Here is a 25,440-nt window from a genome sequence, read left to right on the forward strand (position 1 = left end):
ATTTTGCTAATTTTTTCAATAGCAAATACCGCCAACCCAAGGTGGCGGCCGGCGCCGTGCGCCGGCCCGCCTTCCGCCCGGTCCCGATCTCAGTCGCGCCGTTCGATCATGCGGTTGACGCTCAAGGCCCCCAGCGTGCAGGCCGCCGCGGACAGCAGGTACAGGCTCACCGCAAACAGGCCGAAGTGCGCGGACAGGCCCAGCACCACCAGCGGTGCGAATGCCGCGCCCACCAGCCAGGCCAGGTCGGCGGTGAAGGCCGCGCCGGTATAGCGGTACTTGGACGCGAAATTGGCGGTCACCGCGCCGGCCGCCTGGCCGTACGACAGGCCCAGCAGCACGAAACCGATCAGGATGAACGCATCCAGCGCCACGGCGCCGCCACCGATCAGCGTGGGCGCGAAACCGCTGTAGACGGCGATCATCACCGCCAGCACGCCCAGCGTGGTGCGCCGGCCCAGGCGGTCGGCGATCACGCCTGACGCGATCATGCTGCCGATGGCCAGCACGCCGCCGATCAGCTGGACGAACAACACGTCATTGATCGGCTGCTCGGGGTACAGGGCCGCCCAGGACAGGGGAAACACGGTCACCAGATGGAACAGCGCGTAGCTGGCCAGCGCCGCGAAACCGCCGATGAAGACGTTGTAGCCCTGGGTGCGCACCATCTCGCCGATGGGCGTGGGCTCCAGTTCGCGCTCCTCCAGCAGCTTGGTGTACTCGTCCGTCACGACCAGGCGCAGGCGGGCGAACAGCGCGACCACGTTGATGGCGAAGGCCACATAGAACGGATAGCGCCAACCCCAGGAGATGAAGTCTTCCGCCGACAGGCTGGCGTGCAGGAACAGGAACAGGGCACTGGCGATGATGAAGCCGGTGGGCGCGCCCAACTGGCCCAGCATGGCATACCAGCCGCGGCGGCTGGCCGGCGCGTTCAGCGCCAGCAGCGAGGGCAGCCCGTCCCACGAACCGCCCATCGCCACCCCCTGCAGGATGCGGAACAGAGCCAGCAGCACGATGGAATAGGCCCCCAGGCTTTCATACCCGGGCAGGAAGGCCATGCCGGCTGTGGAAAAACCCAGCAGGAACAGCGCGGCCGTCAGCTTGGTGCCACGGCCCCAGCGGCGCTGCATGGCCATGAACAGCGCGGTGCCGAAGGGGCGTGCGACGAAGGCCAGCGAGAAGACGGCGAAGGCGTAGAGCGTGCCCTGCAGCCGGTCCACGAAGGGAAAGAACACGGTGGGAAAGACCAGCACCGAGGCGATGCCGTAGACGAAGAAGTCGAAATACTCGGAAGCGCGGCCGATCACCACGCCGATCGCTATCTCCTCGGGAGCGACGGGGGAGTGTCCGTTCTGTACGGGCCGGGAGTCTTCTTCCGTGGTGGCGCGCGATGAAGATCCGGGAAAATGCTGTGTCAATGTGGTCATCGGCGTGCTCCTTTTTGAATGCACCAGCAGTTTTTGCTTTGGCGGGCCAGTGAACTGTCTCTGGCAGCCGCAACCCACTGTAGGACAAAACGTCCCATTCACACCACAATGGTTTTCACGTAGATTCGACGCCTTCCCGCGGCCATCCGTGCCGCCTTCCACCTTTCTTGCCCGGTATGCCCTCCACCCACCGACTTCGCGGACTGCTCGCAGTGCCCGCGGCCGCGCTGCTCGCCGGCTGCAATGCCGTCGTGCTCAGCCCCTCCGGCGACATCGCCGCACAGCAGCGCGATCTGATCATCGTCTCGACCGTCCTGATGCTGCTGATCATCGTGCCGGTGATCTTCCTCACCTTCCTGTTCGCCTGGCGCTATCGCCAGGCCAACACCGAGGCCGAGTACCAGCCGGACTGGGACCACTCCACAGGGCTGGAACTCATCATCTGGTCGGCGCCGCTGGCGATCATCATCGCCCTGGGGGCCATCACCTGGGTCAGCACCCACAAACTGGACCCCTACCGCCCCCTCGACCGCATCAGCGAAGGCCGTGCCGTGCCGGAAGGCGCCAAGCCCCTGGTGATCGAGGTCGTCGCGCTGGACTGGAAGTGGCTGTTCCTGTATCCCGAGCAAGGCATCGCCACGGTGAACGAGATCGCAGCGCCGGTGGACCGCCCGATCCAGTTCAAGATCACCGCCTCGACGGTCATGAACTCGTTCTACATCCCGGCCCTGGCCGGCCAGATCTACGCCATGCCCGGCATGGAAACCAAGCTGCACGCCGTGATCAACGCGCAGGGCAACTTCGAGGGCTTCTCCGCCAACTACAGCGGCGCAGGCTTCTCGGGCATGCGCTTCCGTTTCCATGGCGTGGACCAGGCGGGCTTCGACCAGTGGGTCAAGCAGGCCAAGGACGCCGGCGGCGAACTGGGCCGCGACGGCTACCTGCAGCTGGAAAAGCCCAGCGAACGCGACCCCGTGCGCCGCTGGGCCACCGTGGCCCCCGGCCTGTATGACGCCATCCTGAACCGCTGCGTGGAAGCCAACCGCATGTGCATGAAGGACATGATGGCCATCGATGCCAATGGCGGCCTGGGCAAGCCCGGTTCGTTCAACGTGGCCTCGCTGGACGACGCCACCCGCTCGCGCCTGGGCCTGGCCGACACGCCCGCCCGCAGCTACGTGGGCGCCATGTGCACCGTCACGAACCCCGAGGGCGCCGCGACGGCCTCCCCGGCCCCTGCCACGCAGCCGATCTAAGCGGCACGCGTTCAGACCCCTCACTTTTCACGCGCCAACGGCACGCGACCTCCGATGTCCGATCCTACAGACCTCACCCGACTTATCTTTGGCCGCCTCTCCTGGGAGGCCATCCCACTGCACGAACCGATCCTGATCGCGACGTTCGCCGCCGTCGTGCTCGGCGGCATCGCCGTGCTCGGTGCGCTGACGTACTTCAAGCTATGGGGCTACCTGTGGCGCGAGTGGTTCACCAGCATCGACCACAAGAAGATCGGCATCATGTACATCATCCTCGGGCTGGTGATGCTGCTGCGCGGCTTCGCCGACGCGATCATGATGCGGATGCAGCAGGCCATCGCCTTCGGCGACAACCCCGGCTTCCTGCCGCCGCACCACTACGACCAGATCTTCACTGCCCACGGCGTGATCATGATCTTCTTCGTGGCGATGCCGCTGGTCACGGGCCTGATGAACTACGTGGTGCCGCTGCAGATCGGCGCGCGCGACGTGGCCTTCCCGTTCCTCAACAACTTCAGCTTCTGGATGACCACCAGCGGCGCCGTGCTGGTGATGGCCTCGCTGTTCGTGGGCGAGTTCGCCAAGACCGGCTGGCTGGCGTATCCGCCGCTCTCGGGCATCCTGCACAGTCCGGATGTGGGGGTGGACTACTACATCTGGTCGCTGCAGATCGCGGGGGTGGGCACGCTGCTGTCAGGGGTCAACCTGCTGGTGACCATCGTGAAGATGCGCGCGCCCGGCATGAGCCTCATGAAGATGCCCGTGTTCACGTGGACCTCGCTGTGCACCAACGTGCTGATCGTCGCCGCCTTCCCGGTGCTGACGGCCGTGCTGGCGCTGCTGTCGCTGGACCGCTACGCCGGTTTCAACTTCTTCACGAACGACTTCGGCGGCAACTCGATGATGTACGTGAACCTGATCTGGATCTGGGGCCACCCTGAGGTCTACATCCTGATCCTGCCGCTGTTCGGCGTGTTCTCCGAAGTCGTCTCCACGTTCAGCCGCAAGAAGCTGTTCGGCTACGCCTCCATGGTCTATGCCACGGTGGTGATCACCATCCTGTCGTACCTGGTGTGGCTGCACCACTTCTTCACGATGGGCTCGGGCGCCAGCGTGAACTCGTTCTTCGGCATCACGACCATGATCATCTCGATCCCGACCGGGGCGAAGATCTTCAACTGGCTGTTCACCATGTACAAGGGCCGCATCAAGTTCGAGGTGCCCATGCTGTGGACCATCGGCTTCATGGTGACCTTCGTGATCGGCGGGATGACCGGCGTGCTGCTGGCGGTGCCACCGGCCGACTTCGTGCTGCACAACAGCCTGTTCCTGATCGCCCACTTTCACAACGTGATCATCGGCGGCGTGGTGTTCGGCCTGTTCGCCGGCATCAACTACTGGTATCCCAAGGCCTTCGGCTACAAGCTCGATCCGTTCTGGGGCAAGTGCTCGTTCTGGTTCTGGCTGATCGGCTTCTGGATGGCCTTCATGCCGCTGTACGTGCTGGGCCTGATGGGCGTCACGCGCCGCATGAGCCACTTCGAGGACATGTCGCTGCAGATCTGGTTCCAGATCGCCGCCTTCGGCGCGGTGCTGATCGCCCTGGGCATCGGCAGCTTCCTGATCCAGCTGGTGGTCAGCTGGCGCAACCGCGAAGCCCTGCGCGACACGACGGGCGATCCATGGGGTGGCCGCACGCTGGAATGGTCCACGTCGTCGCCGCCACCTGCCTACAACTTCGCGTTCACGCCGCAAGTGCATGACAACGATGCCTGGCACGACATGAAGCAGCGCGGCTACGAGCGTCCGCTGAGCGGCTTCATCCCGGTGCACATGCCCAAGAACACGGCCGCTGGCGTGGTCATCGCCGGCATCTGCACGGTGCTGGGCTTCGCGCTGATCTGGCACATGTGGCTGCTGGCCGGCGTGTCGTTCGCCGCCCTGCTGGTCGTGAGCATCGCCCACACCTTCAACTACCAACGCGACTACTACATCGATGCGGACACCGTTGCCCGCACCGAAGCCGATCGCACCCGTCTCCTGGCCAGCCATGTCTGATACCACCGCACTCCACCACCCCGGCGCCTCGGGCGCCCCGGCGAAACCGGTCTTCCACCTCACGGAAGAACACCATCCGCAGAACGGCACCCTGCTGGGCTTCTGGATCTACCTGATGAGCGACTGCCTCATCTTCGCCTGCCTGTTCGCCGTCTACGGCGTGCTGGGCCGCAGCTACGCCGCCGGCCCGTCCGGCGCCGACCTGTTCGACCTGCCGCTGGTGGCGCTGAACACGTCCATGCTGCTGCTGTCTTCGATCACGTATGGCTTTGCCATGCTGGAGATGCAAAAGAAGAAGGTCAACCGCACCATCGTGTGGCTGGCCATCACCGGCCTGCTGGGCGCGGCCTTCATCGGCCTGGAGCTGTACGAGTTCAACCACCTGATCCACGAAGGCGCCGGTCCGCAGCGCAGCGCGTTCCTGTCGGCCTTCTTCGGCCTGGTGGGCACGCACGGCCTGCACGTCACCTTCGGCATCATCTGGCTCGTCGTGCTGCTGTTCCAGCTCAAGAAGCACGGCCTGACCCCCGCCAACCGCCGCCGCCTGCTGTGCCTGTCCATGTTCTGGCACTTTCTGGACGTGGTCTGGATCGGCGTCTTCACCTTCGTCTACCTGATGGGAGTCCTGCCATGAGCACCCCCCACAACCACCAGAACCTCACCGACACCCACGATGGCCACCACGGCCACGACGACCACCACGATCACCACCATGAAGACGATGGCGCCAGCCACGGCTCCATGCGCGACTACGTGATCGGCTTCGTCGCATCGGTCATCCTGACCGCGATTCCGTTCTGGCTCGTGATGGGCAAGGTGTTCGAGCAGTCGAGCACCACGGCCCTGGTCATCCTGGGCTTCGCCGCGGTGCAGATCGTGGTGCACATGGTGTACTTCCTGCACATGAACACCAAGTCCGAAGGCGGCTGGAACATGCTGGCACTGGTCTTTACCGTCGTGCTCGTGGTCATCACGCTGGCGGGCTCGCTGTGGGTGATGTTCCACCTCAACCACAACATGATGCCCATGTCGATCCACGACATGAAGAACATGCCTTGACCCCGATCTCCGGCAGCGCGACTGCATCCTCTCCCGCGCCCGCCACGGGCGCGGACAGGCCCGCCCCGCCCCGCTCCCGGGCGGGACTGGCCGCGATGGGGGTGTGCGCGCTGCTGGTGTTTGCCACGCTCGTGGCGCTGGGCAGTTGGCAAGTGGCACGCCGCGCCTGGAAACTGGATCTCATCGAGCGCGTGGAGCAACGCATCCATGCCGCTCCCACCGCCCCCCCCTCCCCCGCCGAATGGCAGCGCAGCCCCGATGCGGCGCGCGACGCCGAGTACCGCCATGTGCGCCTTCGCGGCACCTTCGACCACGCCAAGGAGGCGCTGGTACAGGCCAACACCACGCTGGGCGCCGGCTTCTGGGTGGTGACGCCGCTGCGGCAGGCCGATGGCACGGCCGTGCTGGTCAACCGGGGCTTCGTGCCGCCGCAGGCCCGCGATCCCGCCGCACGCACCGCCCCCGCGCCCCAGGGCGAGACCGAGGTGACCGGCCTGCTGCGACTGAGCGAGCCCGGAGGTGGGTTTTTGCGGCACAACGACCCCACCGCCGACCGCTGGTTCTCCCGAGATGTGGCCGCCATTGCCGCCGCGCGCGGCGTGGCCGGCATCGCGCCCTATTTCGTGGACGAGGACGCCGCCCCCCGCTCCGCCGCACCCACCGCCACCGCCACCGCCACCACGGGCACGTCAGCGGACGCCCTCCAGTGGCCCGTCGGCGGCCTGACGGTGGTGCGTTTCCCCAACAGCCACCTGGTCTATGCCATCACCTGGTACACGCTGGCCCTGATGGTGGCCGCGGGTGCCTGGTACGTATGGCGCGACGACCGCAGGCGCCGCCAGCACCACGCTTCGCCCGCCACCGATGCCGCTGTCCCCTGACGCCCCGGCCGAACGGCCCGCGCCGCGCACGCGGGCGGCAGTAGCGGACTCCACCGGGCTCAAGAACCTGCAGCAGCTGATCCAGCTGCGCTGGATCGCCGTGATCGGGCAGCTTTTCACCATCGAGGTGGTGCACTACAGCCTGGGCATAATCCTGCCGCTGCAGGCCATGCTGATGGTGCTGGGCGCCCTGGTCGTGTTCAACACGGCCAGCCTGCTGCGCTGGCGCATCGGCCGCCGCGTGCGCAACGTGGAGCTGTTCTTCGCCATGGTGGTGGACGTGGCCATGCTCACCGCCCAGCTCTACCTGAGCGGCGGCACCACCAACCCATTTGTCTTCCTGTACCTGCTGCAGGTCACGCTGGCCGCCGTGCTGCTGCGCGCGGGCTACACCTGGACCATCGTCGCCATGACGGTGGCCTGCCTGTGCGGGCTGGCCCTGTTCAGCCGCCCGCTCGCCCTGCCGCTGGACCACGACCGGGGGCTGTACAGCCCCTACGTGCTGGGCATGCTGGTGTGCTTCATGCTGAACGCCGTGCTGCTGGTGATCTTCATCACGCGCATCGGCCGCAACCTGCGCCAGCGCGACGCCCGGCTGGCCACCATGCGCCAGCGCGCCGCCGAAGAAGACCACATCGTCCGCACCGGGCTGCTGGCCTCTGGCGCGGCCCACGAGCTGGGCACGCCGTTGTCCACCCTGGCCGTGATCCTAGGCGACTGGCGCCGCATGCCGGCCCTGGCGCAGGATGCCGAGCTGCAGGCCGAGATCGCCGAGATGCAGGCCCAGGTGCGGCGCTGCAAGACCATCGTGAGCGGCATCCTGCTGTCGGCCGGAGAAACCCGGGGCGAGGAATCGATGCAGACCACCGTGTGCACCTTCCTCGACCAACTGGCCGAGGAGTGGCGCAGCACGCGGCCCGTGGGCACGTTCGCCTACGACAACCAGTTCGGCGAAGACCGCCCCATGGTCTCGGATGTCACCCTGCAGCAGATGGTCTTCAACGTGTTGGACAATGCACGGGATGCGTCGCCGCATTGGGTGGGCCTGGCGGCTGAGCAGGAGGCCGATGCCCTGCTCATCACCGTCACCGATGCCGGCCCCGGTTTCGCCCCGGCCATGCTGGAGCAGCTCGGCAAGCCCTACCAGTCCAGCAAGGGCCGGCCGGGCGGTGGGTTGGGGCTTTACCTGGCCACCAACGTGGCGCGCACCCTCGGGGGCACCATCACCGCGCGCAACCGCGCGGCCGGCGGCGCCGCCGTCACCATTACCCTTCCGCTGGCAGCCGTCGCGCTGCAGGAGACCCCGGACCATGGACGCTGACCGCCTGTTGCTGATCGTGGAGGACGACGAGGCCTTCGCACGCACGCTGGCGCGCTCGTTCGAACGGCGCGGCTACCACGTGCTGCATGCGGCCAACCTGCCCGAGGTGGAGGCGCTGCTGGACGGGCACACGCCGGGCTACGCCGTGGTGGACCTGAAGCTCAAGGGCGAGGCCTCGGGCCTGGCCTGCGTGCAGAAGCTCCACTCCGCCAACGAAGACATGCTGATCGTCGTGCTGACGGGCTTCGCCAGCATCGCCACGGCCGTGGAGGCCGTGAAGCTCGGCGCATGCCACTACCTCGCCAAGCCTTCCAACACCGACGACATCGAGGCCGCCTTCGGCCTAACCGAGGGCAATATCGAAGTGGAGCTGACCAACCGCTCCAGCTCGATCAAGACGCTGGAATGGGAGCGCATCCACGAGGTGCTGGCCGAAACCGGCTTCAACATTTCGGAAACCGCGCGGCGCCTCGGCATGCACCGGCGCACCCTGGCACGCAAGCTGGACAAGCGGCGCGTGAACTGAGTCCCGCTCCACCGGGCACCCTGCTCAGAGGGATGCCGGCCATGCCTGCCTGTACAAGCATCGACACCGATCGGAAGCATTGGTACGCTCACACTGACCTGACAGCGGGGCCTTCGCCAAATCTGGCGCAGGCAGGAGAGCGCAGGCCGCCGCTGAAGGCCGGCGAGGCTCATCGACACCAAGGGAGAACAAACACCATGCGGCAATCCGAAAAGGCGCGTTGGGCTGCCAGCGCCATGCTGGCTCTGGCTTTCATTGCGCCCGCACGCGCAGACCAAGACCTGCGCAATTGGGGCAACGACCCTTTCTTTCAGATCTCCCATGCCGTGGCGGACTGCCCGCAACCCCTGGGGCCGCTGCTGACCCGGCAGGAATGGCAGCGCGAGGAACACTACCGCGCCGAACGCGGCAACAGCTGCTACATCCAGGGCACTTGCCGCCTGTCCAGCGGCTATCGGTACGACGGCGAAATCAGCGAGGCCGTGAAACGGCGACTTACCCACATCGCGGAGCAGACGCAATGGGACCGCAAGTCGACCCTGTGGCTCATGCTCCAGCGACGCATCATCTACGTACAGGGCTGCGTGGCCGCCGACTTCGACCGGGAGGCATTCGTGAAACAACTGGCAGAGACGGCCGATGTGGTCACGGTGATCGACCAGATGGCGGTGCTCGGTCCCCCTGATGCGATTCGCTACCCGCTGGCACCGGCGGCGCAATCCCCTGCCGCCGAGGCAAAGCCTTAGCCACCACCGATCCATCTGCCCCCGGGGCAGATCTGTCCAAGGGCCGTGGGTGCTGATCTGGCACCGGAATGCCATCGCCCTGAGTCGCCCGCCCAGCGCCCTGGAATCGAAGAGGCGCCCCACTCACACGTTCGCACGCGCGGCACCAGCAGCCGGAGCGGCAGCCATCTGCGCGTTGCCCGACGCCGCTTCAGCAGGTTCATCCCAAGCCTCTCCGTCGAAAGCGGAGCGCTTGCGCCGCTTCCATGCCCGTCGCGGCCGTCCATTCCTGAGTTCAAAGGCTCCCAAAAGCGGTTTCCCAGGCCCACCCATGCCCAAATCCGTCTGCTCAGCCGAGGGGAAGGCGATCCTGCAGGCCGCCATGAACCAATATCGATGCGAGTGTTTTTAGCTTCGCCAGCAAGCGGCGTGGCTGAGCAGATAACGCAAGCAAAGCGAACGCACGGCTTCGAATCCTCTAAAAAAACCCCAAAAACCCACGGTTAATGCGGCAAGGCAGCCGGGCTTTTATCCGAAATATAAAAATGCGAATTAAAAAGCAGTTACAGAAACAATAATTTACACACCATACAAATAAAGATCAAAAAAGGCATCGACAAACAAACCTGTTTTTTTAGAAACTGAATCCGCAACAAAAACCCCCGAAAAAATTCAGATCGACCAAAAGCACGGGATCGGGGATCTTCAGAAAAAGGAATCGCTTTAATCCGCTGGATTTATCCAGTTGGGCGAAGCTTTGTCTTTTGCTTTCGCAATGGGTATTCACCCATTGCGAAAGCACTGCAGGCATGGGGTTGCGAACATGGAAAACAAACAGGGGAATTCCAATGCGGGTGGATTCAAGCCATTTTTCGATCGCTCCTGAAACGGTGAACAGCGCGAAGCCCCAAGCACCAAGGCAGCCTTCAGAAAATCCCACAGAAAAAGAAATGTCCGGTGGCACCTACGCCCTCGGCAGCCACGTTCTGGGGCAGTACTCGCGTCGGGCAGAGGTTGTGCCGGACGGCGAAGCGCGGATGGACTTCAGGGCATTGGCTGCCGTGGCCGCATTCGAGCTCTGCGACCGGCTCGACCTGCAAATCCCCGTCGCGGTGCTGGACTTCTGGCGCAGCCGCGTGCCACGCACGTCGGGCTTCGAGGTGCGGCCGGCAGTGCATCAACCGATGTTCCGTGCCTTGTGGCCTGCCAATACCGATGCCCAATGGAGAAAATGCCCTGCCAGCCAAGTTGGTGCATTCATCGATTTATCCAGAAAAATTCCCGAAAATGGTGCGCTCATGGTGCAACTGGCGGACCACACCACTCCCATTGAAATCGGATCCGCCAAAATTCTGATCCACTGCCAACTGGAAAATGAAATAGCGTCCGCCGTGGTGATTGCCAATGCCCGCGATTTTGCAGCACCAGCCTGCAATGCCATTGCCGAGATGTATCTGGAAATCCTGTGCACCATGATGGGGGACAAGAATATATCCGCGTCGCAGGCAGCGGGCATTGGAGTTGCATCGCTTCAATATGCAATCAATATGCTCTCCGGCCATTCACACGAATATGGACCGTTTCTTTCGATTCCCGATTGGCTGGAACAATCGGCGGATCGCCACAGGGACAAGGTAGCGTATTTTTTCGGCAATTCAGCGCTCAGTTACCGGGACTTCAACGGCAAAGCCAACGCTTTGGCCGGCCTGCTGGCAGCCCGGGGAACCGGGTCGGCCACGCCCGTTCCGGTGCTGCTGGGCAACAGCCTGGAGCTGCCCGTCTGTTACTTCGCGCTGATGAAGCTGGGCGCTGCGTTCGTTCCTTTGGACCCGGGCTGGCCGATGGAGCGTCGCGAGCAAGCCTTGGAGGCGCTGAACAGCCACACGGTGCTGTGCACCGACGCTTCCAACGTACCGGCCAGTCACCGGAACCGTGCGGTGGCGGTCGACGTCGCTCTTCTCGACGGCACCTCAGCCGCCCGCATCCAGGCTCCTATTGCCCCTGAACAGGCCATCTACGGCATCTTCACTTCTGGAACGACCGGACGGCCCAAATGCGCCATGAACAACCATGCGGGACTGTCCAACCGGTTCCAGTTCATGACGCGCTATTTCCACCGCGACGGCGGCATACGGTGCGTGCTGCAGAACACGCGGCACACCTTCGATTCGTCGGTATGGCAGTTGTTTTGGCCGCTGACGGCCGGGGGCAGCACCGTGATTCCGCAGGAGGGGGCCCACCTCGACCTCGAAGGCACGGTAGAGACGATTGCACGGCACGGCGTCGACATGACGGATTTCGTGCCCAGCGTGTTCAACCAACTGGTGGTGCTGGCAGAGCACAGCCATGACATCCGCCGTCGGCTCGCCACGCTGCGTGAACTGGTGGTAGGTGGCGAAGAGATCACGCCGCAAATGGTGCACCGGCTGCGTGCCATCCTGCCAGAGCTGCGCATCACCAATGCGTATGGTCCGACGGAAACCTCGATCGGAATGGTGTTCCACCCAGTCGAGGATGCCGACGGACTGTCGATCCCGCTGGGACGGCCGATCGACAACTGCAATGTCGTCGTCGTGGACTCGGCGCTTCGGCCCTTGCCGCCCGGCGCCCGGGGCGAACTGCTGGTGGGCGGCGTGTGCGTCGGTAACGGCTATCTGCACGATGCACAGCGCACGGCGGCCGCCTTTGTGGACAACCCTTTTGCCTCGATTGCGGGGACCAAGCTCTACCGCACCGGCGACCTCGGCTATTTCGACAGCCTGGGCCGGCTGCGCTTTTCGGGCCGCAGGGATTTTCAGGTGAAGGTCGGTGGGGTGCGCATCGAACTGGGCGAAATCGAAAGCGCCGCCGAGCAATGCCCTGGCGTGAACCACGCCAAAGCGATGACCGTGGGCCAAGGTGACGACCGGGCACTGGCCTTGTTTGCCGCCGGCGATGCCGGCCTGACACGCGACGCGCTGGAATCCCACCTGCGCGGGGCATTGCCGCGCCACACCGTGCCGCGGCACATCGTGCTGCTGGCAGAGATGCCGACCACCGACAACGGCAAGCTCGACCGCAGGGCGCTGCTGAGCCAGCTCGAGCGCCCTGCCCTGGACACCGCGGCGGACACGTCCGTGCAGCAAGACGCGGGCATTTCGCTGGCCGATGCCGTGCTGGCGGTCTTTCGCCGTCAGTTACACCAGCCGGCCCTGGGCGCGGACGATCCATTTTTCGACCATGGCGGCGATTCGCTGCAGGCCGTGTCGCTGATCGTGTCGCTGGAAAAACGCTTTGGCGTGCCCGTGCGCATCGCGGAACTGATGGCGCAGCCGACCGCGCGGCAGATCGCTGGCTGCATCGAAGCGAAACAGCGCAGCGCCACCCCGGGCCATTGCGAAGGCCGCGAAGAAAGCCAGGAACCCCAGGACGAACAGGCGATGGAACGCGACGCCACGCTGCCCGCCGGCTGGGTCGCAGCGCGCCGGTCGGATCACAACGCACCAAGGCGGCCTTCCAGCATCTTCATGACGGGTGCCACCGGTTTCGTGGGCAGCCACCTGGTTCGCGAAATCCTGTCGAGCGACGCCACCGCGACGGTGCATGCCCTGTGCCGGCATGCCGGCAACGCACAGTCGGCAATGGAAAAAGACTTGCAGGAACGAGGCCTGTGGCGGCCGGACTTTGCAGGCCGGCTGGTGGCCGTTCCGGGCGATCTGGGCCAGCCGGCCTTCGGCCTGGAAGCGGCCGCCTGGCGCCAGCTCTCGCAATCGTGCGACGCCGTGTTGCATTGCGGGGCGATGGTCAACTTTCTGTACGACTACGGCGCCCACCGCGCGACCAATGTTCTGGGCACCCGGGAGGCGCTGCGCCTGGCCCTGGAGGGCCGGGCCAAGCCGCTGCACCACATCTCCACCCTCGGGACGCTGGACCAGCACGCCGCGCTGCAGGCTTCGCCGCTCGCCGAGGACTTCGACCTCGCTCAGGGCGTCCGGCCCGCCAGTGGCTACAGCCGCTCCAAATGGGCAGCGGAGCGCCTGCTCGACGCAGCGCGAAGGCAAGGCGCCAACGTATCGATCTACCGGCTGGGCGAGGTCATGCCGGCCGCCGCAGAGGGTCTGCTTCAGCTGCCCAATGAGCGCGCGCTGACCCACTTTCTGCTGACGGCCATCGCGCACCTGGGGGTCCGGCCGGCCGCGGAGATCGTCTCCGACTGGTCGCCTGCGGACTACGTGGCGCGCCGCGTGGTGCTCGCCATGCGTTCGCCCCAGGCATGGGGCCGCACCTTCCATTTGCTGCATCCACAGCGAATGGCCTTTCCGACGATCTTCGAAGCCGCCGGCACCCCGATGCCGCAGGTGTCCTGCACGGCCTGGATGGAGCGGCTCGATGCGGCCGTGGCAGCGGGCGGCCCGCGGGCACTCACCGTGGTCCGCCGCCTGCTGCCAGCCGCAGGCGATGAACGGGCCTTCGCCGACGCCCTGTCCGCACTGCTGACGGACAACCCCCGTCTTTTCCGGCGCGACGAATGTGCGGGGCTGGAGCAGGCCATGGCCGCGGAAGACGGCAGGGACTTCTCAGCCTCCATCGGCCGCTACGCGCGGCAGTTGCTCCGGTCCGGTGCCGCAGCGCCATCGGCCGTGGGCTGATCCCCTCAACTGCTTTGGTTTCCCGTATTTCTTTTCTTTGATCGACAGGAGTGGGCGCGATGCACTATCGACGAATGGGCCGGCTTGGCTGGCAGGTGAGCGAAGTGGGCTATGGCATGTGGGGGATCGCGGGAGGTCCGGGCAACTTCACTGGCGCCAACTACGAAACGGCGCCGCGCTGCCTGGAGCGCGCGGTGGAACTGGGCTGCAACTTCTTCGACACCGCCTGGGTGTACGGGCGCGGCATCAGCGAGCAGATGCTGGGCAGCCTGCTGCGTGCGCACACGGGCGACCGGCTGTACGTGGCAACCAAGATCCCGCCGAAGAACCGTGAATGGCCGCCCCGACCGAGTGACCGCCTGCAGGACGTCTTTCCGGCCGATCACATCCGCGAGTTCACGATGAAGAGCCTGGAAAACCTGGGCACGGATCGCATCGACCTGATGCAGCTGCACGTCTGGGAAGATCGCTGGGCGCACGAAGAAGAATGGCAGCGCGCATTGGGGGACCTGCGTGCCGAAGGGCTGATCGAGGGCATCGGCATCAGCGTCAACCGCTGGGAGCCGGACAACTGCCTGCGGGCCATCGACACCGGGCTGATCGACGTGATCCAGGTGATCTACAACATCTTCGATCAGGCCCCGGAAGACCGGCTGTTCCAGGTGGCTGCTCAGAACGACATCGGCCTCATCGCGCGGGTGCCTTTCGATGAGGGCGGGCTGACGGGAACGCTGTCCCACGACACGGTGTTCCCGGCCGAGGACTGGCGATCGACCTACTTCGGGCCGGAAAACCTTGGCCCCACCGTGGACCGCGCCGAGCGGCTGCGCACGGTGTTGCCCGAGGGCATGGCCTTGCCCGAGATGGCGCTGCGTTTCATCCTGCACCACCCGGCAGTCTCGACGGTGATTCCCGGCATGCGCCAGCTGCGCAACGTCGAGGCCAATCTGAGCGTGAGCGACGGGCGCCGGATGGAGGCTCCGCTGCTGCAGACGCTGCGCGCGCACCGCTGGGACCGCTCGCCCACCGCGTGGTCCCAGTGAAGGGCCATCCGGCCGAGCCCCCTCTCGCCCCCTTTTCCGGAGCCTTGCATGAAACAGATCATTGCCCTGTGGGCGCATCAACGCGCGCTGTCCACCGCCTTCCTTCGCATGATGATCGAGCGCAACGACGTCACCGTGATCCATGAGCCCCTGGTGACACTGCTCGACACGGGCGAAGTGCCCCTGCCCGATGGTTCGGGCGGCCAGGTGGTGGTGCGGTCCGAGCGCGCCTTCTTCGACCACCTGCGCACGCTGGCAGCGCATCGCCCCGTGTTCTTCAAGGACACGGTGGAGCACCGCTACCGGTACCTGTTCGACCACCCCGAGGAGGTGGCGGACATCGAACACACCTTCATCGTGCGCGACCCTGCGCCGACGATCAGTTCGATGTACCACATGAAGCCGACCATCGCCTTGCATGAAGTGGGCTACGAACACCTTTTCGAGATCTTCGAGCTGGCCACCCGGCTCAAGGGGTCGGCCCCGGTGCTCGTCGATGCCGACCGCCTGGTCAAGACACCGCAAGCCGTGGTGCAGCGCTATTGCGAAGAAGTCGGCCTGCCCTTCATCGCCTCGGCCCTTCAATGGCAGCCCGGCGATCGGCCGGAATGGAGCCGCACCCGCCAATGGCATCTGGACGCGATGCGCAGTTCGGGCTTTGCGGCCACCGCCAAGGCGTACCCGGACACCGTGGCCAACAACCCGCTGCTGAAGGGGTACTTCGATCACCACTACCCGTTCTACCAGCAGCTCGTACAGCACGCCATTTGAGGTTCGCGCGTCCGCGCGATTGCCACCCAGTTCCCTTCCAGACACGTTCCGCCTTTCACGTCGTTCTCACCCCTTCCCAACCGAGAGAAAGCAGCCAACACCATGTCGTCGATCCAAGCCAATGCCATCGCCCCCCTCCGCCCCGTCGAGGCCCTGTCCTCCGGCGAACAGTTCGCCCAGGCGTACCTGAAAAAAAGGGGACACGACCGAAGTGCACTTCGACTTCACCATCACCGAGGCCTTCAAGCCCACGCAGGACCGGCCCCGCCTGATGGTGAGCCAGCTCTTCAGGAAGCGCCTGGTGAGCGAGACGCACAACCGCTTTTGGTCCGAGAGCCGCCCCCCAAAAGTGGAGACCGGCGGTATCCACGAAGGAGACTTGCGCCAGGAGGCCACCTTCCGCTTCGGCATGGGCGAAGGCATCGTGCGCCCGATCTCGGCCTGGGTCCAGCTGCCGCCGGAACTGGCGGGCGACGAGCGCGGCATCGCCGAATTCATCGACTACCGGCTTCTCGTGCGCCTGGCCACGGCGGAAAACCAGGCGCTCACCTTCGGCCCGCACGGCCTGCTCAACCATCCCGGCGTAACGCGGCTGCCATACGCCACCAGCTACTTCGACGGCATCATGGCCGCCTGCAACGCGATCGAGCAAAACGGTGCCACCGCGCACGCCATGATCGTGAACCCGGTGGACTACTACCACGGCCTTCTGGGCAAAGGCATCCTGGGCGACCTGCAGCAAAACGGCACGAAGATCGTGCGCACCCGCATGGTGGCCCCGGGCTGTGCGCTGGTCGGCGATTTCGCGGTTGCGGCGCGCATCCTGCACACGGGCAAGTCGGTCATCCGCGTGGGCACGCCACCCGCCGGCACCTTCGCCACGGAAGGCACGGCGGTCTGCGCGGAGATCTACGAAGGGCTGGCAGTGCACCTGCCCACGCACTTCTTCCATGTCGTGAAGGCCGACTGAGCCCCGCAGCACCGCGCGCGGGATGGCCCGCGCGCCCACCGACAAGGACCGCCCCCATGAATGCCCCACAGACCGGCCTGGCTTTCTACCGGCCTTTCATGCCGATCTTCCTCGGCCTTTTCTTTTGCCATCTGGGCATCGGCGCCACGCTGTCGGTGCTGCCCTTCTACGTCAAGGACGCGCTCGGCGGCAGCGATGTGGACGTGGGCACCGTCATCGCCGCCATCGCGGTGGCGGTGGTGCTCACCCGGCCCGTCGCCGGCCGGCTGTCGGACCGCATCGGGCACCGGACGCTGATGCTGCTGGGCGCCCTCCTTTGCGTGCTGGCCGGCGCCGGCTACGCCATGGCGCAGCGGGTGGATGTGCTGACTGCCGTACGGGTGCTGCACGGCATGGGCGAAGGTTGCGCCTTCACCGCCGGGGCCACCTGGCTGGTGGGGCTTGCGCCGACAGCCCGGCGCGGAAAGATCATCGGGCTCTACGGGGTGAGCATGTGGTCGGGCGTGACGCTGGGGGCGCTGGCCGGCGCGGCGCTGATGCAGGCAGCCGGGTTCTCCGCCGTCTGGATGCTCTGCGTTGCCGCGCCCCTGGCCGGCTTCGCTTTCGTCATGGCCAAGCCCGCGCCCCCAAAGGTGCCCGCGGCGGCCAAAAGCGCCCTCTTTCCTCGGTCGGCGTGCCTTCCTGGCGTCACCCTGGCGCTGGGGTCCATGGGGTATGCCGCGCTGGCCTCGTTCGTCTCGCTGTACATGGCGGCCAAGGGCATCGACAACGGCATCCTGGCATTCAACGTGTTCGGCTTCGCATATGTGGGATCACGGCTTTTTCTTGGCCATTGGCCCGACCAGTTCGGGCCATATCGCGTTGCCCTGTGGGCGGCATTGGGCGAGGCCGTGGGCCTGCTGCTGCTCGCCATCGCGCCCAACCTCATGGTGGCGGTGCTGGGTGGGCTGGCGATGGGGCTCGGACTCTCGCTGTTCTACCCCTCGCTGGCACTGATCGTCATCCAGAAGACCGAGCCGGCCCACCACGGCGCCGCGCTCGGCATGTTCACCTCGTTCTGGGATCTGGGCATCGCTGCCGGGGGCGTCGTGGCCGGGTTCGTTGCGGCCCGCTTCGGCTATGCCGAGATCTACGGCGTGATGCTGGCGGCCACGCTGGCCAGCACGGTCGGCGTAATGCTGCTGTGGATGCCGCTGCGCGCTCGCGGGCGGCCATCGCTGCCGTCATGAGGCACGCCTCCGGCCACACCCTCATATTCAGACACCTCTTTTTTCCAAGGAGCCGACGACATGTTTCTCGATCATCTGCAGCGACTGGAAGCCGAGAGCATCCACATCCTGCGCGAGACGGTGGCGGAGGCGGACAACCCCGTCATGCTGTATTCCATCGGCAAGGACAGCTCGGTGATGCTCCACCTCGCGATGAAGGCGTTCTACCCCGCACGGCCGCCATTCCCGCTGCTGCACGTGGACACGCTTTGGAAGTTCCGCGAGATGATCGCCTTCCGGGACCAGCGGGCGCGGGACACCGGCATGGAGTTGCTCGTGCACAGCAACCCCGACGGCATCGCGATGGGCATCGACCCGTTCGTGCATGGATCGGCGGTGCACACCGACCTGATGAAAACCCAGGCGCTCAAGCAGGCGCTGGACCACCACCGGTTCGACGCCGCCTTCGGCGGAGCGCGCCGCGACGAAGAAAAATCGCGCGCCAAGGAACGCGTGTTCTCGCTGCGGTCGGTGCACCACCGCTGGGATGCGCGGCGACAGCGGCCCGAGCTCTGGCGGGTCTACAACACCCGCAAGCACCAGGGCGAGAGCATCCGCGTGTTCCCCCTCTCCAACTGGACCGAGGCGGACATCTGGCAATACATCGCACGCGAGCAGATTCCCATCGTGCCGCTGTACTTCGCCAAGGAACGGCCCGTGGTGGAGCGCAACGGGATGCTGCTCATGGTGGACGACGAGCGCCTGCCCCTCGCCCCGGGCGAACACCCCCGGATGCGGCGGGTGCGCTTTCGCACGCTGGGCTGCTACCCGCTCACCGGCGCCATCGAAAGCGATGCCGATTCGCTGGAGGCGATCATTGCCGAGACCCTGGCGGCGCACACCTCCGAGCGGCAAGGCCGGGCCATCGACCACGATGGCAAAGGCTCCATGGAACTGAAGAAACAGGCGGGGTATTTCTGATGAGCGGCACCCAACCCTCTCCCGCGCCGCAGCGCAGCCTGCTGCGTGTCATCACCTGCGGCAGCGTGGACGACGGCAAGAGCACGCTGATCGGCCGGCTGCTGTACGAATCCAAGAGCCTCTACGAGGACCAGTTGCAGGCGTTGGCCGCCGACTCCCGCAAGTCAGGCACGCAGGGCGGTGCGCTCGACTTCGCGCTGCTGGTCGATGGCCTGGTGGCCGAGCGGGAACAGGGCATCACCATCGACGTGGCCTACCGCTACTTCTCATCGCCCACGCGCAAATTCATCCTGGCCGACACACCGGGCCACCTGCAGTACACGCGCAACATGGCCACCGCGGCCTCCAACGCCGGCGCGGCGATGGTGCTGGTGGATGCGCGCAAAGGGGTGCTCAGCCAGACCCGGCGGCATGCCTACATCGCCGCGCTGCTGGGCATCCGGGCCCTGGCCCTGGTGGTCAACAAGATGGACCTGGTGGACTACCGCGAAGACCGCTTCGCCGAGATCGAAGCGGAGTTCTGCGCGCTGGCGCAGCAGATGGGCCTGCCTGCCCCGGTGTGCATTCCCATGTCGGCCCTGCGAGGGGACAACCTGGTCGAGCGCAGCCTTCAAACGCCGTGGTACCAGGGGCCCACGCTCGGACAGTGCCTGGAGGCCACGGAGGTCGACGAGGCAGGCGCCGCGCGACAGCCGCTTCGGTTTCCGGTGCAATGGGTGAACCGGCCGAGCGAAGACTTTCGGGGCCTGGCAGGCACGGTGGCAGCGGGCAGCGTGCGCGTGGGCGACGCGGTGGTGGTGCAGCCCCGCGCCCAGCTGGCCCGCGTGAAGCGCATCGTCACGTACGATGGGGATCTGCCGGCCGCCACGGCAGGCCAGTCGGTCACCCTGGTGCTGGATGCCGAGCTCGACGTCTCGCGCGGCGATCTCATCGCCGACCCGGCCTCTCCCGCGGAAGTGGCCGACCGCATCGAAGCCGACATGGTCTGGTTCAGCGAAACCCCTCTCTTTCCTGGCCGCGGGTACTGGCTCAAATGCGGCCCCCGCACCGTGGGTGCGACCGTCACGCGCATCGTCCACCGGGTGGACATCGAAACCTTCGACCGGCTGCCTGCGGACCAGCTCGACATGAACGCGGTGGGCCTGGTCGAGCTGACCCTGGACCAGCCCATCGCCTTTGACGCCTACGACCTCAACCGCGACGCCGGCGGGTTCCTGCTGATCGACCGGATCGACAACGAGACCTCCGGGGCGGGCATGCTCGTGCGTGCCCTGCGCGATGCCGACAACCTCGTTTGGCACCACACCCAGGTCAGCAAGGCGCAGCGGGCCGCCATCAAGCACCAGAAAGGCTGCGTGCTGTGGCTCACCGGGCTTTCCGGCGCCGGCAAATCGACCATCGCCAATCGGGTGGAGCAGCAGTTGCACCGGCGCGGCTGCCACAGCTTTCTGCTGGACGGGGACAACGTCCGGCACGGCCTCAACAAAGACCTGGGGTTCACCGATGCCGACCGGGTCGAGAACATCCGCCGGGTGGGCGAAGTCGCCAGGCTGATGGTGGATGCCGGGCTGATCGTGCTGGTGGCTTTCATCTCGCCGTTCCGTGCCGAACGGCGTGCAGCGCGCGCGCTGCTGGAGGCTGGCGAGTTCCTGGAGGTGTTCATCGACGCGCCGCTGGAGCTCGCCGAGCAGCGCGACCCGAAGGGGCTGTACCGAAAGGCCCGCAGCGGCGCCCTGAAGAACTTCACCGGCATCGACTCGCCCTACGAGCCGCCGGAGCAGCCGGACATCCACATCCAGACGGCGTACATGTCGCCCGAACAGGCCGCCGATTGCATCGTCTCCCGGCTCATCGCCGCGGGGCTGGTGGTGCCGCCCTCGGCGGCGCGCACCGCCGCCGCCGCATGAGCCGCACCGGCTCTGCCGGCACGGGCGCCGAGTCGCACTGGGACGCCATCGTCCTGGGCGGGGGCATGGCCGGGGCCAGTTGCGCCTGGGCACTGGCGCAGCACCGGCGGGTGCTGCTGCTGGAGCGCGAGGCGCATTGCGGCTACCACGCAACCGGCCGTTCGGCCGCCCTGTTTTCAGAATATTTCGGTAACCGGACGGTCCGCGCGCTCACCGCGGCCAGCCGCCCGTTTTTCGAAGCACCCCCTGTCGGCTTTGCTTCAGTGCCGCTCGTGGCGCCGCGCGGCGTGGTGGCGCTGGCAACGCAGGACGACGTGGACTGCGGCCGCATCGACACCGCCCTGGCTGCCGGCCACCATGCCCACCAACCCGCCCGCGTGATCGGGCTGGACGCGGCGCTGTCGCGCTGCCCGGTCATCGACCCGAGGCCTTACCGCTGCGCCGTGTGGCGCCCCTCGGTCATGGACATCGACGTCGATGCACTGCACCAGAGCTACCTGCGCGGCATCCGGGCCGCCGGCGGCCGCGTGCAGACCGCCGCGGGGGTCGAATGCGCCGAGGGCGATGCGTCGGGCCACTGGACCGTCCACACGGTGGCGGGCCGGTTTCACACGCCCTGCCTGGTGAACGCCGCAGGCGCCTGGGCCGACGAGGTCGCGCGCCAGGCCGGCGTGGCGACCATCGACCTGGTGCCCAAGCGGCGCACCGCCGTGATCGTGGACCTGCCCGACGGCATGCCCGGCCAGCCCGCGCTGGCGTCCTGGCCGATGGTGACGGACCTTGCCGACACCTTCTATTTCAAGCCCGAGGCCGGGCGCCTGCTGGTCAGCCCCAGCGACGAAACCCCCATGCCGCCCTGCGACGTGCAGCCCGAGGAGTGGGATGTGGCCGTTGCGGTCGATCGGCTGCAACAGGCCACCACCCTGGCGGTGCATCGCGTGGCCCACCGCTGGGCAGGCCTTCGCAGCTTTGTTGCCGATGGCTCGCCCGTGCTCGGGGCCGCCGGGAATGCGCCCGGCTTCTTCTGGGCCGCCGCGTTGGGCGGGTACGGCATCCAGATCGCACCGGCGGTGGGACAAGCCTTGGCCTCCCTGGTCCTCACGGGGGGCCTGCCGGACCATTTCGTCGAACGCGGGCTTTCGGCCGCCGCTCTGAGCCCGGACCGGCCCACCCTTGCCGAAGCCCCATGCGAGCGCCTCGAAGCACTGCCATGAGTGGCGGTGGGCCTGAATCGAAACGCCATGGGCGCCTGATCGATGCGGCCGGCCATCTTTTGCCCAATGGCTCAGGCCAAGCCGCTACAGGGCGCTCCGGCCGTTGCCCCAGGCGCGTCCACGCAGCGGCCAATACACGGGCCATCCAAAAGGCAGCCTCCCCTGACGCTCAGGTCAGCCGGCATGCTGCTTGAGCACCGTCGGTTCCAGCAGCGCACCCGGCCACATCTGCACGAGATAGCGGTCTTCGCCTTCCAGCCCATCGGGAGACAGCGAATCCAGACCCGCGCTGGACAGCCTGACCCGGTACGTTCCAGGCGGCACATCGAACCGGGCCGCATCGGGCAAGTAGTCCGTGCACCCCGCCACGACGAGCGGGCCTGTGGCAATGGCCACCGATCCATCGACCACATGGTCGAACCGGGCCAGGTCGGTCTGCGGCTCGGCCTCAAGCAACTCCAGGGTCACCGGCACCGGCATGTTCCGAGCAGTGCCAAACCCGACGACGCCCTGCGACACGGCCAGCATGCGAAGCGTCGCGGCCTCGTCCCAGGCGCTTGCCAGGTCGCCTGGCGCCGCCTCGTCCTGAAGATAGAACTGGTGGTAATCCGCGAAAAGGGTCAGGCGATGGGATGGCATGGCGGGAGGGCTTTCAGCTGCGCGGTTTGACTGCGGCGCTCCGCGGCGCCATCGATCGGTTACGCCCGATCCTAGCGCCGGGCGAAAGCGCCATCCAGACGCCACCAGACCGTTCAGCATCAAAAAGGCCTCCAGCGCAATAAAAACGCCGGCATATAGCTATCATTTCAATAGCAAAAGAAAAAGCCCGCCGAAGCGGGCTTTTTCTTCAGGGTGGCAGGCGCCGGTCAGGCGGCGACGCCGTCCGCAACTTCCTTGTACTCCTCGATCTGGTCGAAGTTCATGTACTTGTAGATCTTGTCGCCGTTCTGGTTGAGCACGCCCACATCCGCCAGGTACTCTTCCTTGGACGGAATGCGGCCCAGCTTGGAGCAGATGGCCGACAGCTCGGCGGAACCCAGGTACACGTTCGTGTTCTTGCCCAGGCGGTTGGGGAAGTTGCGGGTGCTGGTGGACATCACCGTGGCGCCTTCCTTGACCTGTGCCTGGTTGCCCATGCACAGCGAGCAGCCCGGCATTTCCATGCGCGCACCGGCCGCGCCGAACACGCCGTAGTGGCCTTCCTCGGTCAGCTGGTGCGCGTCCATCTTGGTGGGCGGCGCCATCCACAGCTTGACCGGGATGTCCTTCTTGCCTTCCAGCAGCTTGGAAGCCGCGCGGAAGTGGCCGATGTTGGTCATGCACGAGCCGATGAACACCTCGTCGATCGTCGCGCCGGCCACGTCGGACAGCGTCTTGGCGTCGTCCGGGTCGTTGGGGCAGCAGACGATGGGCTCGGTGATCTCGGCCAGATCGATCTCGATCACGGCAGCGTACTCGGCATCTTCGTCGGGCTGCAGCAGCTGCGGATTGGCCAGCCACGCTTCCATGGCCTTGATGCGGCGCGTGATGGTGCGCGCATCGGCGTAGCCCTGGGCGATCATGTTCTTGAGCAGCACGATGTTCGAGTTGATGTACTCGATGATCGGCTCCTTGTTCAGGCGCACCGTGCAGCCGGCGGCCGAGCGCTCGGCCGAGGCGTCGGACAGCTCGAACGCCTGCTCCACCTTCATGTCCGGCAGGCCTTCGATTTCGAGGATGCGGCCCGAGAAGATGTTCTTCTTGCCCTTCTTCTCGACGGTCAGCAGGCCGGCCTTGATGGCGTACAGCGGAATGGCATGCACCAGGTCGCGCAGGGTCACGCCGGGCTGCATCGCGCCCTTGAAACGCACCAGCACCGATTCCGGCATGTCGAGCGGCATCACGCCCGTGGCGGCGGCGAACGCCACCAGGCCCGAGCCGGCGGGGAAGCTGATGCCGATCGGAAAGCGCGTGTGCGAATCGCCGCCCGTGCCCACCGTGTCGGGCAGCAGCATGCGGTTGAGCCAGCTGTGGATGATGCCGTCACCGGGCTTGAGCGAGATGCCGCCGCGCGTGCTGATGAAGTCGGGCAGCTCGTGGTGCATCTTCACGTCCACGGGCTTGGGGTACGCCGCGGTGTGGCAAAAGGACTGCATCACCAGATCGGCGCTGAAGCCCAGGCAGGCCAGGTCCTTCAGTTCGTCGCGTGTCATCGGGCCGGTGGTGTCCTGCGAGCCGACCGAGGTCATGCGCGGTTCGCAGTAGGTGCCGGGCACCACGCCTTCGCCTTCGGGAAGGCCGCAGGCGCGGCCGACCATCTTTTGCGCCAGCGTGAAGCCCTTGCCCGTCGCGGCGGGGTTCTGCGGCAGGCGGAACAGCGTCGAAGGCGCCAGGCCCAGGGCCTCGCGCGCCTTGGCGGTGAGGCCGCGGCCCACGATCAGCGGAATGCGGCCACCGGCGCGCACTTCATCGAACAGCACTTCGCTCTTGACCTCGAACTCGGCGATGACCTGACCGTTCTTGAGCGCCTTGCCGGCGTAGGGCAGCAGTTCGATCTCGTCGCCCATGTTCATCTGGCTCACGTCCAGCTCGATGGGCAGCGCACCCGCGTCTTCCATGGTGTTGTAGAAGATCGGGGCGATCTTGGAGCCCAGGCACACGCCGCCGAAGCGCTTGTTCGGCACGTAGGGGATGTCTTCGCCGGTGAACCACAGCACGCTGTTGGTGGCCGACTTGCGGCTGGAACCCGTGCCCACCACGTCGCCCACGTAGGCCACGAGGTTGCCCTTGGCGCGCAGGTCTTCGATGAACTTCACCGGGCCGCGCTTGCCGTCTTCTTCCGGCGTGATCCCGTCGCGCTTGTTCTTGAGCATGGCCAGCGCATGCAGCGGAATGTCGGGACGGCTCCAGGCATCGGGGGCGGGCGACAGATCGTCGGTGTTGGTTTCGCCGGTGACCTTGAGCACCGTGAGCTTGATGCTCTGCGGCACTTCGGGGCGGCTGGTGAACCACTCTGCGTCGGCCCAGCTTTGCAGGACGGCCTTGGCGAATTCGTTGCCCTTGTCGGCCTTTTCCTTGACGTCATGGAACTGATCGAACATCAGCAACGTCTTCTTGAGGCCTTCGGCCGCGACGGACGCCACGGCCGCATCGTCCAGCAGGTCGATCAGCGGCGTGAGGTTGTAGCCGCCCAGCATGGTGCCCAGCAGCTCGGTGGCCTTCTCGCGGCCGATCAATGCGCACTTTTCCGTGCCGTGGGCCACGGCCGCCAGGTAGCTGGCCTTGACCTTGGCGGCATCATCCACACCGGCCGGCACGCGGTAGGTGATCAGGTCCACCAGCGTGGCTTCTTCGCCGGCGGGCGGAGCCTTCAGCAGCTCGATCAGCGAGGCGGTCTGCTTGGCCGTGAGAGGCAGGGGCGGAATGCCCAATGCGGCGCGCTCGGCCACATGGTCACGGTAGGCTTTCAACATATTTTTCTCC

Annotated in this window: 18 protein-coding genes and 2 pseudogenes; 16 read left to right on the forward strand and 4 right to left on the reverse strand. The window is 66.1% G+C overall.

The window, feature by feature from the left end; genetic code table 11:
* Nucleotides 1-89: 89 nt before the first annotated feature.
* Nucleotides 90-1,430, reverse strand: a complete 1,341-nt coding sequence (locus AC27IO_RS02520; protein ID WP_498737120.1) for an MFS transporter — start codon at nt 1,428-1,430, stop codon at nt 90-92.
* A 176-nt stretch (nt 1,431-1,606) separates the two neighbouring features.
* Here AC27IO_RS02520 and cyoA point away from each other — a divergent pair, with 176 nt between their 5' ends.
* From cyoA to AC27IO_RS02560, 8 genes are all read left to right on the forward strand, one after another.
* On the forward strand, nt 1,607-2,686 hold the full coding sequence (cyoA, locus tag AC27IO_RS02525) for a ubiquinol oxidase subunit II (protein WP_272564071.1): 1,080 nt from the start codon (nt 1,607-1,609) through the stop codon (nt 2,684-2,686).
* A gap of 54 nt (nt 2,687-2,740) precedes the next feature.
* Complete coding sequence (cyoB, locus tag AC27IO_RS02530; protein WP_284428811.1) at nt 2,741-4,744, forward strand: cytochrome o ubiquinol oxidase subunit I; 2,004 nt, start codon at nt 2,741-2,743, stop codon at nt 4,742-4,744.
* The gene (cyoC, locus tag AC27IO_RS02535; RefSeq protein ID WP_284403380.1) at nt 4,737-5,378 is read left to right on the forward strand and encodes a cytochrome o ubiquinol oxidase subunit III; all 642 of its coding nucleotides are present in this window, start codon (nt 4,737-4,739) and stop codon (nt 5,376-5,378) included. Before cyoB ends, cyoC begins: the two co-directional genes overlap by 8 nt.
* On the forward strand, nt 5,375-5,803 hold the full coding sequence (gene cyoD / locus AC27IO_RS02540) for a cytochrome o ubiquinol oxidase subunit IV (protein WP_272564074.1): 429 nt from the start codon (nt 5,375-5,377) through the stop codon (nt 5,801-5,803). The genes cyoC and cyoD overlap by 4 nt, the downstream gene beginning before the upstream one ends.
* Nucleotides 5,800-6,684 (forward strand): SURF1 family protein, encoded by an 885-nt coding sequence (locus AC27IO_RS02545; RefSeq protein ID WP_372588170.1) that lies wholly within the window; start codon nt 5,800-5,802, stop codon nt 6,682-6,684. The genes cyoD and AC27IO_RS02545 overlap by 4 nt, the downstream gene beginning before the upstream one ends.
* Nucleotides 6,668-8,005 (forward strand): ATP-binding protein, encoded by a 1,338-nt coding sequence (locus AC27IO_RS02550; RefSeq protein WP_317354009.1) that lies wholly within the window; start codon nt 6,668-6,670, stop codon nt 8,003-8,005. The genes AC27IO_RS02545 and AC27IO_RS02550 overlap by 17 nt, the downstream gene beginning before the upstream one ends.
* Complete coding sequence (locus AC27IO_RS02555; protein ID WP_284399448.1) at nt 7,995-8,531, forward strand: response regulator transcription factor; 537 nt, start codon at nt 7,995-7,997, stop codon at nt 8,529-8,531. Before AC27IO_RS02550 ends, AC27IO_RS02555 begins: the two co-directional genes overlap by 11 nt.
* A gap of 197 nt (nt 8,532-8,728) precedes the next feature.
* Nucleotides 8,729-9,277 carry a BON domain-containing protein gene (locus AC27IO_RS02560; protein ID WP_317354004.1) on the forward strand — a complete coding sequence of 183 codons (549 nt, stop codon included), beginning with the start codon at nt 8,729-8,731 and terminating at the stop codon, nt 9,275-9,277.
* Between the two features lie 613 nt (nt 9,278-9,890).
* Here AC27IO_RS02560 and AC27IO_RS02565 read toward each other — a convergent pair.
* Nucleotides 9,891-10,196 (reverse strand): hypothetical protein, encoded by a 306-nt coding sequence (locus AC27IO_RS02565; protein WP_317354001.1) that lies wholly within the window; start codon nt 10,194-10,196, stop codon nt 9,891-9,893.
* Nucleotides 10,197-10,206: 10 nt separating this feature from the next.
* Here AC27IO_RS02565 and AC27IO_RS02570 point away from each other — a divergent pair, with 10 nt between their 5' ends.
* The 8 genes and pseudogenes from AC27IO_RS02570 to AC27IO_RS02605 all read left to right on the forward strand — a co-directional run bounded on the left by AC27IO_RS02570 (nt 10,207) and on the right by AC27IO_RS02605 (nt 21,978).
* Nucleotides 10,207-13,884 carry a non-ribosomal peptide synthetase gene (locus AC27IO_RS02570; RefSeq protein WP_317353998.1) on the forward strand — a complete coding sequence of 1,226 codons (3,678 nt, stop codon included), beginning with the start codon at nt 10,207-10,209 and terminating at the stop codon, nt 13,882-13,884.
* Nucleotides 13,885-13,943: 59 nt separating this feature from the next.
* Nucleotides 13,944-14,927 (forward strand): aldo/keto reductase, encoded by a 984-nt coding sequence (locus AC27IO_RS02575; RefSeq protein WP_498737126.1) that lies wholly within the window; start codon nt 13,944-13,946, stop codon nt 14,925-14,927.
* Between the two features lie 48 nt (nt 14,928-14,975).
* On the forward strand, nt 14,976-15,698 hold the full coding sequence (locus AC27IO_RS02580; protein WP_284403371.1) for a sulfotransferase-like domain-containing protein: 723 nt from the start codon (nt 14,976-14,978) through the stop codon (nt 15,696-15,698).
* Nucleotides 15,699-15,903: 205 nt separating this feature from the next.
* Nucleotides 15,904-16,668 (forward strand): annotated as a pseudogene (locus AC27IO_RS02585) (family 3 encapsulin nanocompartment shell protein); the annotation flags it as partial.
* A gap of 56 nt (nt 16,669-16,724) precedes the next feature.
* Nucleotides 16,725-17,897: an MFS transporter gene (locus AC27IO_RS02590; RefSeq protein ID WP_284403366.1), complete on the forward strand. Its 1,173-nt coding sequence runs from the start codon at nt 16,725-16,727 to the stop codon at nt 17,895-17,897.
* A gap of 57 nt (nt 17,898-17,954) precedes the next feature.
* Nucleotides 17,955-18,857 (forward strand): annotated as a pseudogene (gene cysD, locus AC27IO_RS02595) (sulfate adenylyltransferase subunit CysD); the annotation flags it as partial.
* Nucleotides 18,857-20,764, forward strand: coding sequence for a sulfate adenylyltransferase subunit CysN (gene cysN, locus AC27IO_RS02600; RefSeq protein ID WP_498737129.1), 1,908 nt, complete (start codon nt 18,857-18,859; stop codon nt 20,762-20,764). The pseudogene cysD and the gene cysN, both read left to right, overlap by 1 nt.
* Nucleotides 20,761-21,978, forward strand: coding sequence for an NAD(P)/FAD-dependent oxidoreductase (locus AC27IO_RS02605; RefSeq protein WP_498737131.1), 1,218 nt, complete (start codon nt 20,761-20,763; stop codon nt 21,976-21,978). Before cysN ends, AC27IO_RS02605 begins: the two co-directional genes overlap by 4 nt.
* Before the next feature lie 174 nt (nt 21,979-22,152).
* Here the strand turns inward: AC27IO_RS02605 and AC27IO_RS02610 are convergent, their stop codons facing one another.
* Together AC27IO_RS02610 and acnB are read right to left on the reverse strand one after the other, a co-directional pair.
* Nucleotides 22,153-22,617 (reverse strand): hypothetical protein, encoded by a 465-nt coding sequence (locus AC27IO_RS02610; protein ID WP_284428819.1) that lies wholly within the window; start codon nt 22,615-22,617, stop codon nt 22,153-22,155.
* 227 nt (nt 22,618-22,844) lie between these two features.
* Nucleotides 22,845-25,430 (reverse strand): bifunctional aconitate hydratase 2/2-methylisocitrate dehydratase, encoded by a 2,586-nt coding sequence (gene acnB, locus AC27IO_RS02615; protein WP_272564078.1) that lies wholly within the window; start codon nt 25,428-25,430, stop codon nt 22,845-22,847.
* Nucleotides 25,431-25,440: the final 10 nt, after the last annotated feature.

The organism is Acidovorax sp. KNOB132, assembly GCF_057541515.1.

What these genes read in the sequence shown, in the direction of transcription:
- AC27IO_RS02520 (WP_498737120.1), bottom strand. Translation starts at nt 1,430, where the DNA reads ATGACCACATTGACACAGCATTTTCCCGGATCTTCATCGCGCGCCACC.
- cyoA (WP_272564071.1), top strand. Translation starts at nt 1,607, where the DNA reads ATGCCCTCCACCCACCGACTTCGCGGACTGCTCGCAGTGCCCGCGGCC.
- cyoB (WP_284428811.1), top strand. Translation starts at nt 2,741, where the DNA reads ATGTCCGATCCTACAGACCTCACCCGACTTATCTTTGGCCGCCTCTCC.
- cyoC (WP_284403380.1), top strand. Translation starts at nt 4,737, where the DNA reads ATGTCTGATACCACCGCACTCCACCACCCCGGCGCCTCGGGCGCCCCG.
- cyoD (WP_272564074.1), top strand. Translation starts at nt 5,375, where the DNA reads ATGAGCACCCCCCACAACCACCAGAACCTCACCGACACCCACGATGGC.
- AC27IO_RS02550 (WP_317354009.1), top strand. Translation starts at nt 6,668, where the DNA reads ATGCCGCTGTCCCCTGACGCCCCGGCCGAACGGCCCGCGCCGCGCACG.
- AC27IO_RS02555 (WP_284399448.1), top strand. Translation starts at nt 7,995, where the DNA reads ATGGACGCTGACCGCCTGTTGCTGATCGTGGAGGACGACGAGGCCTTC.
- AC27IO_RS02560 (WP_317354004.1), top strand. Translation starts at nt 8,729, where the DNA reads ATGCGGCAATCCGAAAAGGCGCGTTGGGCTGCCAGCGCCATGCTGGCT.
- AC27IO_RS02570 (WP_317353998.1), top strand. Translation starts at nt 10,207, where the DNA reads ATGTCCGGTGGCACCTACGCCCTCGGCAGCCACGTTCTGGGGCAGTAC.
- AC27IO_RS02575 (WP_498737126.1), top strand. Translation starts at nt 13,944, where the DNA reads ATGCACTATCGACGAATGGGCCGGCTTGGCTGGCAGGTGAGCGAAGTG.
- AC27IO_RS02580 (WP_284403371.1), top strand. Translation starts at nt 14,976, where the DNA reads ATGAAACAGATCATTGCCCTGTGGGCGCATCAACGCGCGCTGTCCACC.
- AC27IO_RS02590 (WP_284403366.1), top strand. Translation starts at nt 16,725, where the DNA reads ATGAATGCCCCACAGACCGGCCTGGCTTTCTACCGGCCTTTCATGCCG.
- cysN (WP_498737129.1), top strand. Translation starts at nt 18,857, where the DNA reads ATGAGCGGCACCCAACCCTCTCCCGCGCCGCAGCGCAGCCTGCTGCGT.
- AC27IO_RS02605 (WP_498737131.1), top strand. Translation starts at nt 20,761, where the DNA reads ATGAGCCGCACCGGCTCTGCCGGCACGGGCGCCGAGTCGCACTGGGAC.
- AC27IO_RS02610 (WP_284428819.1), bottom strand. Translation starts at nt 22,617, where the DNA reads ATGCCATCCCATCGCCTGACCCTTTTCGCGGATTACCACCAGTTCTAT.
- acnB (WP_272564078.1), bottom strand. Translation starts at nt 25,430, where the DNA reads ATGTTGAAAGCCTACCGTGACCATGTGGCCGAGCGCGCCGCATTGGGC.